At 40.8% G+C, this 14890-nt stretch carries 13 protein-coding genes; 1 reads left to right on the plus strand and 12 read right to left on the minus strand.

Features of this window, described 5'->3' with window-relative positions; all coding sequences use genetic code 11:
- Nucleotides 1–112 precede the first annotated feature (112 nt).
- Nucleotides 113–1714: an isocitrate lyase gene (locus tag CXF81_RS10875; protein ID WP_101181506.1), complete on the minus strand. Its 1602-nt coding sequence runs from the start codon at nt 1712–1714 to the stop codon at nt 113–115.
- Between the two features lie 808 nt (nt 1715–2522).
- Here CXF81_RS10875 and CXF81_RS10880 point away from each other — a divergent pair.
- A complete protein-coding gene (locus CXF81_RS10880) occupies nt 2523–3875 on the plus strand; it encodes an alkaline phosphatase (protein WP_101181377.1) in 1353 nt (450 codons plus the stop codon).
- A gap of 262 nt (nt 3876–4137) precedes the next feature.
- Here the strand turns inward: CXF81_RS10880 and CXF81_RS10885 are convergent, their stop codons facing one another.
- The 11 genes from CXF81_RS10885 to CXF81_RS10935 form a co-directional block, all read right to left on the minus strand.
- Nucleotides 4138–5514 carry a lipocalin-like domain-containing protein gene (locus CXF81_RS10885; protein WP_101181378.1) on the minus strand — a complete coding sequence of 459 codons (1377 nt, stop codon included), beginning with the start codon at nt 5512–5514 and terminating at the stop codon, nt 4138–4140.
- Entirely contained in the window at nt 5502–8057 is a 2556-nt protein-coding gene (locus CXF81_RS10890; RefSeq protein ID WP_232771892.1) for an ABC transporter permease, read from the minus strand. Before CXF81_RS10890 ends, CXF81_RS10885 begins: the two co-directional genes overlap by 13 nt.
- A gap of 1 nt (nt 8058) precedes the next feature.
- A complete protein-coding gene (locus tag CXF81_RS10895; protein ID WP_101181379.1) occupies nt 8059–8739 on the minus strand; it encodes an ABC transporter ATP-binding protein in 681 nt (226 codons plus the stop codon).
- A 58-nt stretch (nt 8740–8797) separates the two neighbouring features.
- A complete protein-coding gene (locus tag CXF81_RS10900; protein WP_101181380.1) occupies nt 8798–9499 on the minus strand; it encodes a VC0807 family protein in 702 nt (233 codons plus the stop codon).
- A 79-nt stretch (nt 9500–9578) separates the two neighbouring features.
- Complete coding sequence (locus CXF81_RS10905; protein WP_101181381.1) at nt 9579–10142, minus strand: rhomboid family intramembrane serine protease; 564 nt, start codon at nt 10140–10142, stop codon at nt 9579–9581.
- A 25-nt stretch (nt 10143–10167) separates the two neighbouring features.
- Nucleotides 10168–11343, minus strand: coding sequence for a glutathionylspermidine synthase family protein (locus CXF81_RS10910; RefSeq protein WP_101181382.1), 1176 nt, complete (start codon nt 11341–11343; stop codon nt 10168–10170).
- Nucleotides 11344–11961: a DUF1190 domain-containing protein gene (locus tag CXF81_RS10915; protein ID WP_101181383.1), complete on the minus strand. Its 618-nt coding sequence runs from the start codon at nt 11959–11961 to the stop codon at nt 11344–11346.
- Between the two features lie 14 nt (nt 11962–11975).
- On the minus strand, nt 11976–12392 hold the full coding sequence (locus CXF81_RS10920; RefSeq protein WP_101181384.1) for a DUF350 domain-containing protein: 417 nt from the start codon (nt 12390–12392) through the stop codon (nt 11976–11978).
- 10 nt (nt 12393–12402) lie between these two features.
- Nucleotides 12403–13056: a YjfK family protein gene (locus tag CXF81_RS10925; RefSeq protein WP_101181385.1), complete on the minus strand. Its 654-nt coding sequence runs from the start codon at nt 13054–13056 to the stop codon at nt 12403–12405.
- Between the two features lie 28 nt (nt 13057–13084).
- Entirely contained in the window at nt 13085–14134 is a 1050-nt protein-coding gene (locus tag CXF81_RS10930; protein ID WP_101181386.1) for a potassium channel family protein, read from the minus strand.
- 72 nt (nt 14135–14206) lie between these two features.
- Nucleotides 14207–14887, minus strand: coding sequence for a PspA/IM30 family protein (locus CXF81_RS10935; RefSeq protein WP_101181387.1), 681 nt, complete (start codon nt 14885–14887; stop codon nt 14207–14209).
- Between the last annotated feature and the right edge of the window lie 3 nt (nt 14888–14890).

Consider the following 14890-nt stretch of genomic DNA (forward strand, 5'->3'; position numbering starts at 1 on the left):
TTTTTAACATCTAAAGACAAAAAAACGCCCCGAAGGGCGCTGAACAAGAGTCGTTGTTTTGTTCGATGTTAACGTTGCGTCACATCAAACCCTATGTTTAAAAAAAAGAATATTAATCAACAACATCGAATTGGTTCATCGTATTGTCGTCACCAGACGCTTTTAATGCTTGTTCGCCTGAAAAATATTCTTTGTGTGTGTCGCCTAAGTCAGAACCAGCCATTGCTTGGTGTTTAACACAAGCTAAACCTTGACGAAGTTCTTGACGCTGAACACCTTTAACATAAGCTAACATGCCTTCATCACCGAAGTAGCCCTTTGCAAGGTTGTCAGTCGATAACGCTGCAGTATGATAAGTCGGTAATGTAATTAAGTGATGGAAAATACCAGCTTCACGTGCAGCATCAGCTTGGAATGTGCGTATTTTTTCGTCAGCTTCCAGCGCAATTTCAGCGTTGTCATAACTCGCTGACATCAAAGCAGCACGGTCATAAGCGCTGACATCTTTACCTTCTTCCAGCCATGTATCAAATACTTGTTGGCGGAAACTTAATGTCCAGTTAAATGACGGGCTATTATTGTAAACCAGTTTAGCTGACGGTGTTACTTCACGGATTGCTCGAACCATGTCGCCAATTTGACCAACATGTGGCTTTTCAGTTTCAATCCATAACAAGTCAGCACCGTTTTGTAGTGACGTTATACAATCAAGTACTACACGATCAAAACCGGTGTTGTCTTTAAACTTATATAGTCCATTTGGTAAGCGTAGCGGTTTAACCAGCTTACCGTCCAATTTCATAACAGTGTCGCCGTTGCTTAATTCATCAATGGAGTTGACTGGCGTTGTTTCTAAAAAGGCATTGTACTGAGCAGCTAGATCGCCCTCACTACTTGACACTGGGATTTTCTGAGTTAAACCTGCGCCCAAGGAATCTGTGCGCGCAACAATAACGCCGTCATCGACACCTAACTCAAGGAATGCATATCGTACAGCATTAATCTTGGCTAAAAAGTCTTCATGTGGAACGGTTACTTTACCATCTTGATGGCCGCATTGTTTAGCGTCAGACACTTGGTTTTCAATTTGAATACAGCAAGCGCCGGCTTCAATCATTTTCTTGGCTAGCAAATAGGTAGCTTCTTCATTACCAAAACCAGCATCAATGTCAGCAATAATGGGAACCACGTGAGTTTCAAAATTATCTATTTGCGCTTGAATATCATGTGTATCTAGGCCTTGAGCTCTGTTTTTATCAAGTTGGTCAAAAAGCTTACCTAGCTCTCTGGCATCGGCTTGACGTAAAAATGTATACAATTCTTCTATTAGCGACGGAACTGACGTTTTTTCGTGCATTGACTGGTCTGGCAATGGACCAAACTCGGAACGCAATGCAGCGACCATCCAGCCTGATAAGTAAAGGTAGCTTTTAGCTGTTGTGCCTTGATGTTTTTTTACTGATAACATTTTTTGCTGGCCTATGAAACCATGCCAGCAGCCGAGAGATTGCGTATATTGGCTTGAGTCGGCGTCATATTCAGCCATATCGGTGCGCATAATGCCGGCAGTATATTTTGCGATGTCTAACCCAGTTGTGAATCTGTTTTGGGTTTTCATTCTCGCTGCATATTCAGGGCTAATTGCATTCCATGCTGTGCCTTGAGAGGCTTTTAATTTCGCCATGTTTTCTAAGTCTTGTTGATACTGTGACATATTGTTTTCCTCTTTTGCCATTTCTTAACCATCTTCATGTTGTGTGAAGATATTGAAATTGGTGACACTACACCGCGTCGTTAATTTTGTTCGCTATTATCAGTTACTTATTAAAACTTGCCGATTGCTCTTGTTTAAAGTGGGTAACTTAAGCTTTTAAGCAGAGTAAGTAACTTCGCTTAGTCACCTGCTTATCGGTGAATACATATCCATCCTATGTTGCAATGATGAATAAAAAAACAGTATGAAACTTATTTTAGTTATTCACTATATGAATAGAGGGTTTACCGGTTGGGTGAGCCTACAGTCGGTATTAATTATAAGCCTATGAATATTATGTTTTTTAATTGTATTTATATCCGTAGTAAATCAATATAATTGAGCGCCGAATAAGTCTTATGATAATGCCTATAGTTTTGAGTGATGTACTAAAAGCGGGGGATCGGTCCTTTTAGTCTGTTAGATAATGTAAAGTTATCTCATTAACTGATAAATTTTAGAGCCACATCAGGCAAAAAAAGCATGTTAATAATACTCATATTTACCGACCTGATGCCCAGTAACATGATGTTTAGTGCCATAAAGAAAGCAATTTTGTGTTTGGCATTTGAGCATGATAAGCGTTATATTTAAGGGATAAGTTAGGATGTTTGTTATTCGAGCCGAAGTATCGGTATTTTCTTTGCAGCAAAAGTGTTCACTGGAGTTATACAATTCTCCGCTGTCCCTTTATATAGACATTGTAAATTGAGTGGTAAAGCACAATAAATTCATGGTGTTGTGAATTTTTCAGAGGTTATTAAGTCACATGGTCACAAAAAATCTTTATACAATCAGTATGGTTGCGGCAGTTACCCTGTTTAGCGCAGCTTGCACAGCCACCAAACAACAAGATATGGGTGATGTTCAAACAAACGTAACCACCCCGAAAAACATTATTATGGTCATTTCTGATGGAATGGGACCTGCTTACACAACTGCTTATCGCTTATATAAAGATGATCCAAATACACCAATGGTTGAGCTTACCGCGTTTGATCCTTTCTTAGTCGGGACAGCACGAACCTACCCAGCGTCCGTGTCTGGTTATATAACTGACTCAGCAGCGAGTGCAACTGCACTGTCTGCTGGCATCAAAACATATAATGGTGCAATTGGCTTAGATGTCGATAAAAACCCCTTAGAAAGTGTTCTACAACGTGCTAAAAAAGTAGGTAAAAAGACAGGCGTCGCAGTGACTTCACAAATTGTGCATGCAACACCTGCGGCATATGTTGCACATAACGAATCTCGAAATAATTATAATGAAATCGCCGATTCTTTTCTTGATGATCGTATCAACAACAAGAATGTCGCAGATGTAATGTTAGGCGGTGGTTGGAGCTATTTTATTCGTGATGACCGTAACCTGGTTAGTGAATTTAAGGCCCTAGGCTATCAATATGCTGATTCCTACACTGACTTGTTAGCATTACCAAAAGGTAGACCAACCTTGGGTTTGTTTGCTGATAAAGGATTGTCTAAAGCATTAGATGACACTAATCCTCATCGACTCTCGGTATTAACCGAAAGTGCGATATCGCAATTAGAGAATGTTAATGGTTATTTTTTACTGGTCGAGGCGAGCCAAGTTGATTGGGCAGGGCATGCTAATGATATCGCTTCAGCGATGGGCGAAATGGAAGACTTAGAACAAACGATAAAGTTGCTGAAAAACTATGTCGATATGCATCCAGACACATTGGTTGTGCTTACTGCTGATCACAGCACAGGGGGTCTAACAATAGGTGCGGATGGCGACTATCGTTGGAGTCCTGAATTTATTCAAAACATGAAGGCATCGGTAACAGTCATGTCTGAAAAAATCACCGATGAAGAGGATATGGCCTTATATGTTGAAGACATGTTTGGCTTTGCATTGAATGGTGATGAAAAAAATCTTATCAGTGGTATGTCAAGTGATATGAAGCCTGCAGAGCGCGAGAGTGTATTAAAGTCTATCTTAGATAAACGCACCAATACGGGTTGGACAACGTCAGGTCATACCGGCGTTGATGTCGAAGTTTATGCGTTTGGCTTAGGTTCACAAGCATTTGCTGGTAACTTGAATAACACTGATATAGCTAAAAAGATGTTCGAGTTTTTAGGCGATACCGAATAGGTATTTTAAGGCGCTTGTTCAAGCGCCTTAATTCGTTGTTCAAGCGGCGGGTGGCTTGAAAATAGTTTATATATTTACCCGTAATAATCGCAATGTTGGTGCCAACGAATAACAAAATACGTCGCGTGTTTCTTCTTGCTATCGCTAGCGAACAATTCGCGACTCCTACGCAAACAAGTAGTGCTGTTTGGTAAATATATCAATGCATAACACGTATTTTTTTTGATGGTGCGGGACAATTTCTTTATTGATAGAAACTCTATTAATAACCTGTTAATTCCAGAAACCCTTTACCGCTATGAGTCCCGCTAACAGCAACAGTACCCTCATAATAAGCAATTAACGCTGGGTTCCATTGGTCGTTCTTGGTTGCTTTAATACTAACTTTTACGCCCTTACTTTTAACCTCGAGTTGCCAATACAACGGCAGTTTTTTGTTACCAACAGATGTTAACTCAAGTGCATTCAGTTCTATATCGGATGGCATTAAGGCTGTTGTTGAGCCATTAGCATTAATGTATGTGCCGGTAATATAATCAGCTTGGTCTTGCAAACGCATTTGAAAGGCCATAATTTTATCGCCATTGTCTAGGTGTAGTGACAACCAATCCCAGCCCAAGGTCGCTTGATCAAGCAACTGCGAAGTCCATTCTTGATCAAACCAGGCATTACCATTGACCGCTATCTGCTTGCCACTGTCACGCTGTGTAAATGTTCCTTCAACCTCTATAAAGGGTGCACTATAGTAGTGAGACGCGTGTTTGCCATTAGCCGACTTTATACTGTAACCACCTTGCCCTTGCAAAACGAAAGGACCCGTGTTGGATAAATTGAGTTGAACATTGAGATAAGAATCGGTGTTACTGTTTACGCTCTTGTCATTTGCACTATTACCACTTGCATTATTACTAATTAGTTTAGTGGTAAAAGTCAGGTTCGAGGGCAATAATCCTGCAGTGGGACTTTGCCATTGCCAATCATCAATAAATAATTTGAATGGTGTTTGTTGTACACCCGCATTACCGACATTTCCTCGCGCAAACTTCTCTGAAAACCAATGTTTGGATATACTATGAACAGAAGCATGTGCCATATAAATATGTTCGTTGCTCCAATCTGATTCTTCTGCTTTGGGGTTGTCTTCAAACAGTAAGCTATTGTCATCAATGCTATGCTTTAGACTTGTTTGCTGGCTTTTATTAAGCTTTACATTTGGATTTCGAAAGCGAAACAGCGTCCATTGCAAACCATAATCGTTGCCTTCATCATCTTGCAAGTTTGCAGTTAAATACCACCACTCGATGTCAAATGAATCATGCGAATAATGGTCTTTGGGAAACGTGATGACATAATTTGGATCGGCAACCTGACCTAAGTTTTGTGGATCAGATGCGCTGAAACCTCTCCCAAACGGTTGTTGCGAAGTTTCATCTCCAGCGGCTAGCTCGGTGTTTTTTAGGTTAGAAAACAGCGCCTTGATATTACTCGATGCCTCATCGGTACCACCGCTAGCAAACACGATCACCGCAAATACGGTTACAACAAGCAACGTAACGGTAAGCAAGCTAAAAAGTGATGTAAAAAGTGATGTAAAAAGTGATGTAAAAAGTGATGTAAAGAGCTTGATTAATTTACCCATCGGATATCCTCAATCAGTGGCCTTCTTCCGGCTTGAACAATGGGGATCGCGATAACGGTAGCCACAACCAATAAACTTGTTGCATATATTTGAAGTATCTTCAGTGGGTTGATAATCAATGGATAGGTCCATGAAAAAGCCTGATAGTTGATATCGACAATTAATATCCAACTCAATAATATACCAAAAGGAGTCGCGAATATTAATGCAATAAAACACAATAATAAGTATTGAAATAAAGCCAGTAGTTGGGTCTTGAATGCCGACACTCCCATACTTCGGATCAACATATTTTGTGGCCGAATGTCATTCATCAGAACAATAATAGCGCATGCCAGTGATAATGCGGCAACAAGCAGTGTGACGACGTTTAATCCATCGGTAATAATAAAGGTGTCGTCAAAAGCTCGCATTGACAATGCCAGTAAGTCTTCGGTTTTTAGTAATTGCATGTCTGGATCGAGTCCTTGTGCGAGCATTTTTTCTCTTAGTAAATCAATTTTACTCTCGGTGCCTTGCAATGCAAAGATACAGCATTTTGATTTTGATAATTCAAACATGTCGAATGGCATTAACACTTGGGCGTAAGGGCTGCCAAAATCATAAACAATGCCTAATATAGTATACGACGATAGTTCGCTTGTGGATGGATGTGGAAGCTCGATTACATCATTAACCTTATACTTAAAACCAAACGCAAACTGTTGATTAACTAAAACACCCTTACCTTGCTCAAATTGCTGCCATAAATTTGCATTTTCGCTTTGCTCATAAAACGCCATGGCCTGCTGGTTAGACTCATCAGTAGGATAGCTAAACTGCTGTATCTCTTTGCCTTGAAAAGAAATATAGTTTTCTAATCGTTGGGAAACATTCACACCTGTGTTCTTGGCCAACTCAGCGATGTTAGGCTCACCGCTATTATAAACATAATAGTTCGCTGCCAAACGTTGCTCAAGCCACCCTGCGGTCGCGCCTCGAAAGCTGTCGACCATTAAATTCATTCCAATGTTACTGGTAGCGGCGATAAAAAACGCACAACACGCAATCTTGGTTTTTCCTGATAGTGCCAAACTTTGTTTGGAACTGAGCTGCAACAATGGAAACCGGTCAGGAATAAAGCGTTGAATAAACGCGAGCATACTTGGGTAATTGGCTAGCAATAAGCAACAGCCAGATAAAATTACTAATGCGGTGGCGATAAGCAATAACCAAAGCGCTTGCGCATGATTTAATATGACGTAGGCGGTCCCTGCAAAAAGGCCGAAGCTAAGCCAAATGGCGCCATTCCAAAAACGTTGTTGAGTAAGTGATAAGGGCACATCTTTGGTTTGCGCCAACTGATGATTTAATTTGTTTAATGGAATAAAGGTTGCGCAGACACTGCCAATCAGGCAAATACCAAATACTTGGATGAATAATCCAAGAATGGATACTTCACCGAAACCTACCTCTACCGAATACAAATTTTCAAGGGTTGCTTGTACGGTAGGTGAGGCCAATTTTGCTAATTCGATACCCAATAAAACCCCAATAAAGCTGGCTAAAAGAGTAAGCAATACAATTTCAATTAACTGCACAGCAAACAGTTGTCGTCTAGAAATACCTAATTGTCGACAAATTTTAAGCCACGTTAATCTCGAATTTAATAGTAAATTAACGGCGTTGACCACAATAAAAAGGCAGACAACAAACATCAGTAATGCCATTGCCATTAAGTTTAAGTGGAAGCTGCTGGTGAGTTCTGAATCCTGCTCACCGCCATTAGAACTGGTTAATTTGAGGTTATCTGGTAAGCGCTGCCGAAGTGCGTCCTCTTGAGCCCTTGTTAAGTCCCCAACGACTAATAACATCGACAATTCGGCGCTAGGATAAAGGCGGTATAATTCGGCAATGTCCATAATGATATCATTACCTAACACGGCGCTTTCAAATGCGACAAATTCTGCTAAAGGCTTGCCAGATTGCGTCGTAAACTGTTGGCTAAAGTTCGCACTAATTCCCTCGTCTAGCATTTCAAGTAACTGCGGGTGCAGTATGGCTGTGGGTTCATTAAAGCTTAATTGCCTAATCAGTTGATTGGCTTCATCTGTTGCTTTGCTTGTCTCATTATCAGAATTTGCAGGGGTATCTTTCTGCTCTGCTAAAGGTACTGGGGTTGAAAAGCTAGGTTGGGTAATTAATGAAAAAGTGTCTATGCCGGTGAAATCGATACGTCTTTGTGTAATACGTTGGTTATTTACGTATACATGCTGCCTTGTTTGCGCCACGGCAACCAATTGGTTAAGGCCTTTTACTCTTAAAGCTGAATAGTCCTGCTTGCTGAGTTTTAGCTTGGATGAAGTCGACGTAATGGTATATGTGACGTTTGCGACTAGAAATTGTTGCTCACTACTATAGCTTTGTTTAGCGCTACTATTGATTACCAGCACCGCACTTAGGCCGGCAGCCGCAATAATTAGGGACACCATCATCATGCTCAGGCTAAATTTGCTATTACGATAGCTTTTTAATAAAACAAAAAGAAATGGCCAATATTTCATATTAAATTTGAGTCAACCTACCATCGTCTAAATACCATTGCTGCTGAGTTAACAATGCTACTTTTTGACTGTGAGTTACCATCACAAGCGCGGTATTAAGCTTCTTGCAAGTATTCACTAATAGATGACTAACAAGGTCTGAATTTTTACTATCCAGGTTTCCTGTCGGTTCGTCTGCGAGCAAAAGAGGTGGTTGATGCGATAATCCTCGGGCAATAGCAACTCGCTGCTGTTCGCCGCCAGAAAGTTGGCTGGGGAGTTTATTTATATGACGGTGAATATCCAGAGCGTCCAACAATTCTTGAATATATTCGCCTTGTACTTTACCGGTTATTTTGGCCGGTAGCGTGACATTTTCCATTACTGTAATACAGTCAATTAAATTGAACTTTTGAAAGATAAGCCCAACTCTAAATTGTCTATATGCGTCCGCTTGCTTTTCAGTGAACTGGGTAATGTCGTTACCTTGATTTAGCGGTTGTGAATTGTTTAACAGTATTTCCCCACTATCGGGTTTATCCAGCGCAGCTAAAAGATGTAAAAGAGTCGACTTTCCTGACCCTGAGGCACCTTGAATACTGATGCTGTCACCTGCGTTTATGGTCAAGTTGATATTGTTGAGAATGGTGTGTTGCTCACCCGCATCAGTATAACTTTTCTTTAAATTTTTTAGGGCTATCATAAAAAAGGCATCTAATTTTCATTGATGCCTAAGTATACGTTAACCGAACCGTGAAAGACTACTGATGCAGAAAGCTTTCAATAGGCTCGCCAGTGACACTAGAAATTTGTTTAAACAGATACATCAATGCAAATATTAGCAAAATCATACTAGGAATGACGATAACGGGGTAACTTAGCGCAGTCATTCGCCCTAACTCTTCTGTATAAGCAGTGGTGCCTGGTTCGGATACCAATATCCATTTAGCCAGCCAATAATTTAATACCGAAGATAAGAAAAACGAGCTTGCGACAATGTATGAACTAACTGCAACCTTGCTATTAAACTCACTTGTTACGCCTTTTTCCTCTAAAGTTTCATTTAGTTTTGGCCAGTTAACCAATTGCTCGTTAAGGATCAGTGCTTTTACTAAGGGTTTTTTGCTGTACTGCGTGATAATGACGGCTAAGCCAATCAAGCCTGGAATAGCGGCTTCTTTTATCGCAATATATTCAGCGGGAAGTTTAAGCAAACTAATCCCACCTGTAAGCAGCACGCTAACAATGCCCAAGACCGAAAAAGCGTTGACTTTTTTAGTCTGTTTTAGGTCATACAGACCAAAGATTAAGGGGAAAGCAAGCGCTAAAACAATACTCCAAGCTGGGCCTAGGTACTCGTCTGAACTTAAATAGCTCATTACTAGAACCGGGACAGCAATATTAAATAGTAAGTTGCCTAAAAAACCGGTTTGTTTAGTTTGTTTTTGTGCTGTTTCAGACATGTAGATTAGACTGCTCTTTTAAAATTTATGGAATTGTACAAAAAGAAACGAGACAATGTCACGCTGATTTTGCTTCAAATTACGAATGATTTCGTAAATACCAAGCTAAACATAGACCTGCGATAAAACCAAATAAATGTGACTCCCAAGATATGTAGGGTTGGCTGGGTAAAACGCCCCAAATCATCCCTCCATAGAAAAATGCAACAACCACCGAGATAATGATTTGAAAGAAGCGTTTACTGAGAAATCCAGCCAATACTAAGTAACCAAAATACCCGTAAATAATACCACTTGCACCTAAATGAAATGATGTCCGAGCAAACATCCATACCAGTAAGCCGGTTATTACGATGAGCCCAAAAGACACGGTAATAAAGCGCTTACCTCCAAATTGTAGCAATAATAATGAAAATATAGCTAAGGTCACTAAGTTGGATACAAAGTGAGCAAAGTTGGCATGTAAAAATGGTGCTGTAAAAATGTAGGCTAGGTAGCTTAACTCTCTAGGATAAATACTAAACTGATTAAAGTAGCGACCACTGAGCATGTTGACCGCTTCAATCACCGTTAAAAAACCAACGACATAGCTAACCCAAATAAGTTGTCGTTTTAAAGAGGTTGGTGATTTGACTGCACTCAATGTGATTTATCCTACTGGTTAAAAATTACAAAATAATATGTGGCATATAGCGCGACAGGTCTTGCGTAATAGCCGACTTGTCTTCACGTACCGATATACCTGCAGCTTCATCATCGACCAACCACGATCCAATTAAGGTATAGTTATCAGCAAATTTCGGCAACGGCGTATGCGCTTGATAAATAAAGCCCTCTTCGCCATAGGGACCGTCGGATGAGAGGCTCATTTTACCATTCTCTAAAATATCAATATTTGCACCTTCACGAGAATAAAGTGGTTTTCTAACCCATTTTTTTACGTCTGGTAGCGCATTCATACTGGCCATATCAGATTCAAAAAAAGCAGGTAATAAATTAGGGTGTCCTTTGAATTCCTGCCACAACAGGGGTAGCAATGCTTTATTTGAAAGAACGCTTTTCCATATAGGTTCGATCCAGCCAGTATTTGCTTTTAAGGCGTGAGGGCCAAATTCTTCACGTTGCATAAACTCCCACGGATATAGTTTAAAGCAATGTGACATAATTTGGTCTTGCAAGTCGGTGAGTTCACCGCTCTCTGCAAGTCCTACATCTTCAATGTAAACAAAGTAGTCATCGAGACCTGCTTCTTTAGCACAGTCTTGTAAATATTGAACCGTACCTCGGTCCTCATCAGTGTCTTTGCAACAAGCGAAGTGAAGATAGTTAATGCCGTAGTAATCAGCAATCACTTTAAAGCGATTAACGAGCTTTTCTTGCAATGAATTAAATTGGTCAGCACGTTTGTTGAGTTGGTTATTGTCTACATTATTTTCAAGCCACAACCATTGCCAAAAACCTGATTCGTACAAACTGGTGGGGGTATCTGCATTATTTTCAAGCAGCTTGGCTGGCGACCGTCCGTCGTATACCAAGTCTAATCTTGAATAAAGAGAGGGTTCTTTTGCTTGCCACGAATCTGCAATTGCTTGCCAGTAATCACTCGGTATAGCAAATTGAGTCAGTCTCTCTTCGCTTTTAGAGACAAGGTCCACCACATGTAAACACATCTGGTGGATTTCTTCAGTTGGAGACTCAAGGTCTCTTTCTATCTGCTCTAATGTAAATTGATAGTAAGCGGTTTCATCCCAGTAAGCTTGTCCGTGCATAGTATGGAAATGAAATCCGTAATCACGCGCCATTTGTTGCCAGTTTTTTCTCGCATCAATGGGAAGTCGCAGCACTTAGCCACCCCAGCCTTTGCCGCTACTTCTGCTGCCCCATGAGGCTTTTGCACGCACACTGCTACCAAACCCGCCGCGACTTATTGTGCGAGTAATAGCTGGTTTTTTATCAAATGCACTCGGACTTACGCTGAGCTTGCTCCTCCTCGAATCACCAAAGTTACGGCCATCGGCTCCAACCCAGTTATTCCGATAGGATGAATAACGAGAATAGGAAGTAAACATGGGTTGATAATATGGACGAGGCGACATCATGTTACCTATCATGTAACCGGCCATCAAGGGCATGAAAATCGAGCTGCCATTACTGTTATATGTCTGGCATTGATTGCGACCAAATTCATATTCACAATCATTTTTGCTGTTGTACTTAGGGGCTGTTTTAGCCGCTTCAGCTAACGCACCTTTGTATGCTGCTTCACATTTTTGCGCCATAGTAGGCAGCGCATCGGCACAGTCATTGACATTCTTAAATACGACGGCCTCTTCTTTTCCACCAGAACAAGCACTGAGCAACACAGAGGCAACACCCAAAGCCAACGGTTTTAATGAAAATGCCTTGCGCATTCTCGAGAGGTCAATGTTACTACTGCGTTTTTGATTACTGTTAGTTTGCATATTTGGATTACTCCTTAGTAGCTCATGCAAGCGGCGTTAAGCAAGCCTACAGCAACTGACATTGCGCCTAACATGACGCCTGCGGATACTTCATTATTTTGAATTCGTTCAGCAATTTTTGGCATGAAGGTAAAACGCAAAAGTGCAAATGCGAGCAGTTGTGCGACAATTGCAACCACACCCCAAATAGCATAATCGAGTAAAAACTCTGAATTCTTAACTGCACCGGACAATGCAATGGCAAAACCAATCATTGCGCCACCAAAACCAATAGCAGCGGCGGTACTTTTTTCTTCTTTTACCAATTTCCATTCGTCATGCGGTGTTACAAAAGCATAGACAATTTTGAAAACAAAGAATAGGGCGATAGAGATAACAAAATATAAAGCGAAATTCTGTAATCCGGCGATTGAGTTGAGTACTGCGTCCATTTTATTTTCCTTAACCGTTTATTATTATATCTGCAGGTGACAAGTTAAAACCGGTGCTAATGACCAAACATCTGTCATGGTTATTACCAACGATCTTTTCTTCACCCGATACTAACATAGCTTCCACATCATCTTCTGAAATAGATTTCTCATAAAGCATTACAAATTGATCTGTTGTAGTAACATCACCGTCTTGTTCGAAAGTGGTTTCGGTCATTGCCACCGGAGGTGATACCTCGCCAACTGCATCCCAAACGCGCTCATAGTCGTCGCCATCCAAGGAATACACGGGCTGTGAAATGCCATTGTTAATTAATTCTTGCCATTGAGTTTCAGAACCAACTGTCTTGGTATCGTAAAAGTACCAGAGTTTGACGTCGGTAATGTGATTCTCTGTTTCGCCACCATCAGTAATTACTTGCAAAAAAGCATCATCATCAGTATAAAAACGAAACATGGTGCCGCCAGTATCAAGTATGACTTTGCCAACAGCTTGAATAAGGTGCTTGCTTGCAGCACCTTTTACCTTGAGGGCTGGTTCTATTAATTTTAGTTTGAGTGGGTCGAGTTCGAATGAACCGCCCAAATACAAGCCCAAGATTTCTGGACTGTCAGGTTTATGTGCTTGCTCTTTATCTTTTCTTCCAAATAATCTGCCAAACATAGTTAACTCCTTCAGCTCTTATTTATTATCAGTTCAGGCTATTCCAATCAATATTATTGATACGATGTTCTGCTATATAAAACACCTTGTTACCAGGTTTTACGACATCGTCGAAATTCGGATTAACGGATATTTGATTGACCCTTTGTGGCGACGAATAGCCGATGAATGTTGCGTTATATTGTCTTTTAAGACCTATGAACAGCTTTTCAACACTCAAGTCACTAACATTACCCGGTAATTCGACTGAAAACTGCGCCTGACCCTCTTCTACATCCAATAGATCATGATGTAAGAGGCTAGAACCAGGATCGGATACTGACTTTGCGAGCATTTCGACTGCAACGCTCGGCGTGCACTCAACTTCAGGACAATGCTGTTGCAATAAGCCGACTAAGTTTTCATCTTCAAAATACGCCACTTTGTGCGCTTTAGGGTTACGCTTAGAGCAATATAGCGCTGTCGTTAAGGTGAGGTCGTCATATGGATTATCGATGAGTATTGTTTTTGCCGTTGCGATGCATGCTCGGTCCATATCCTCATCCCGATTAAATGAACTGACATGCACAAATTCAATTTCTGATGGGCGCGGATTTTCAATATCTGCCTTTACACACAGCACAATATCCGGATTTTCCGGCATATCCCGCTTTTCCTTTATCAACAATTTTAATAATTGTTCAGTGCGTTTTTCATTCCAACCGATAATTAAAATATGATTAGAGACATTTAACGGTTTCAAACCTCTTGCTCCTCTTCTCCACTGATCACTTACCCATGACGCAATGCGTCCAATGATCAAAGCAAATATACTTAACCCAAGCGGAATAACATACAACGCAACAATTAGCTTACCTGCCGGTGTTGACGGCGACATATCACCATAGCCAACAGTTGAGCCGGTAACAACAAGCCAATAAAAATAGTCAGATGCGTTTAGAAAGGCACGTTCACCTGCTAAGAAAAGCAATATCCAACTGGAGACTGTATAAAATAAAAGCGCTGCTACTAAAGTGTACCAACGCAGCTCGGAAAAGTATTTCACGCATAGTTTTTTGAGTCTTACCCAATGTAACATGAATGAGTATTTTCCTTTAAATCTAAGATACGACGAAAAACGGCAACCCTAAGGCTGCCGTTTCCAATTAACTTACTTACCAAGTATACGGCTTAGTTCGTCGTCAGCTGATGCTGAACCGCCTTTAATACCTGCTCCAGCCAATCGTTTTTCAAGATCATCGGAGGAATCGCCTTGCGCAAGTTCTTCAGCGGCCTCAAGTTCAGCACTTCGCAATGTCTGCTTCTCTTGAATCCGAGATAGTGATTCAGTTGCTGTTTTCATCTTACTGTTAGCGCCTAAATGACTAGACGAAACGGCCACTTGAGCCCGTTGTACAGATTCCGTAGCCTTAATCATATCCACTTGTTGCTCCAAACGACGTAAGTTGTTTTTTGCTTGGTTTATGTTGCCCCCAAGTTGTTTTTCTGACTTCGTGAACTGATCCAAATAAGCTTGCTCTGTTTCAACTTGGCCACGCAACTCAGATACACGTTGAGCACAGTCAAGCGCTAGTTGGCGGTCGGTATCAATCGCCTTTCTGGCGTGAACTTCATATTCACCAATAGACTTGTTTAGTCCATCTACTTTTTGCTGCGATAATTTACACTTTGCTAAAATTTGTGTACGTGCATGGTCTGATTTTCGCAGTTCATCTTTAGCTTCACGAATTTCTTGCTCAAGAATTTTAATCGCTTGAGTATCAACAACCGCTTGCGCTGCTTCAGTAGCGGTACCTTTTACGGCAGTAAATAATTTTTTCCAAACTGACATGGT

This window comes from Glaciecola sp. 33A (assembly GCF_002836745.1).
Lineage (GTDB): Bacteria > Pseudomonadota > Gammaproteobacteria > Enterobacterales > Alteromonadaceae > Glaciecola.

Bases quoted from the DNA above. Each gene is read 5' to 3' on its own strand.
- CXF81_RS10875 (WP_101181506.1), bottom strand. From the start codon at position 1,714: ATGTCACAGTATCAACAAGACTTAGAAAACATGGCGAAATTAAAAGCC.
- CXF81_RS10880 (WP_101181377.1), top strand. From the start codon at position 2,523: ATGGTCACAAAAAATCTTTATACAATCAGTATGGTTGCGGCAGTTACC.
- CXF81_RS10885 (WP_101181378.1), bottom strand. From the start codon at position 5,514: ATGGGTAAATTAATCAAGCTCTTTACATCACTTTTTACATCACTTTTT.
- CXF81_RS10890 (WP_232771892.1), bottom strand. From the start codon at position 8,057: ATGAAATATTGGCCATTTCTTTTTGTTTTATTAAAAAGCTATCGTAAT.
- CXF81_RS10895 (WP_101181379.1), bottom strand. From the start codon at position 8,739: ATGATAGCCCTAAAAAATTTAAAGAAAAGTTATACTGATGCGGGTGAG.
- CXF81_RS10900 (WP_101181380.1), bottom strand. From the start codon at position 9,499: ATGTCTGAAACAGCACAAAAACAAACTAAACAAACCGGTTTTTTAGGC.
- CXF81_RS10915 (WP_101181383.1), bottom strand. From the start codon at position 11,961: ATGCAAACTAACAGTAATCAAAAACGCAGTAGTAACATTGACCTCTCG.
- CXF81_RS10920 (WP_101181384.1), bottom strand. From the start codon at position 12,392: ATGGACGCAGTACTCAACTCAATCGCCGGATTACAGAATTTCGCTTTA.
- CXF81_RS10925 (WP_101181385.1), bottom strand. From the start codon at position 13,056: ATGTTTGGCAGATTATTTGGAAGAAAAGATAAAGAGCAAGCACATAAA.
- CXF81_RS10930 (WP_101181386.1), bottom strand. From the start codon at position 14,134: ATGTTACATTGGGTAAGACTCAAAAAACTATGCGTGAAATACTTTTCC.
- CXF81_RS10935 (WP_101181387.1), bottom strand. From the start codon at position 14,887: ATGTCAGTTTGGAAAAAATTATTTACTGCCGTAAAAGGTACCGCTACT.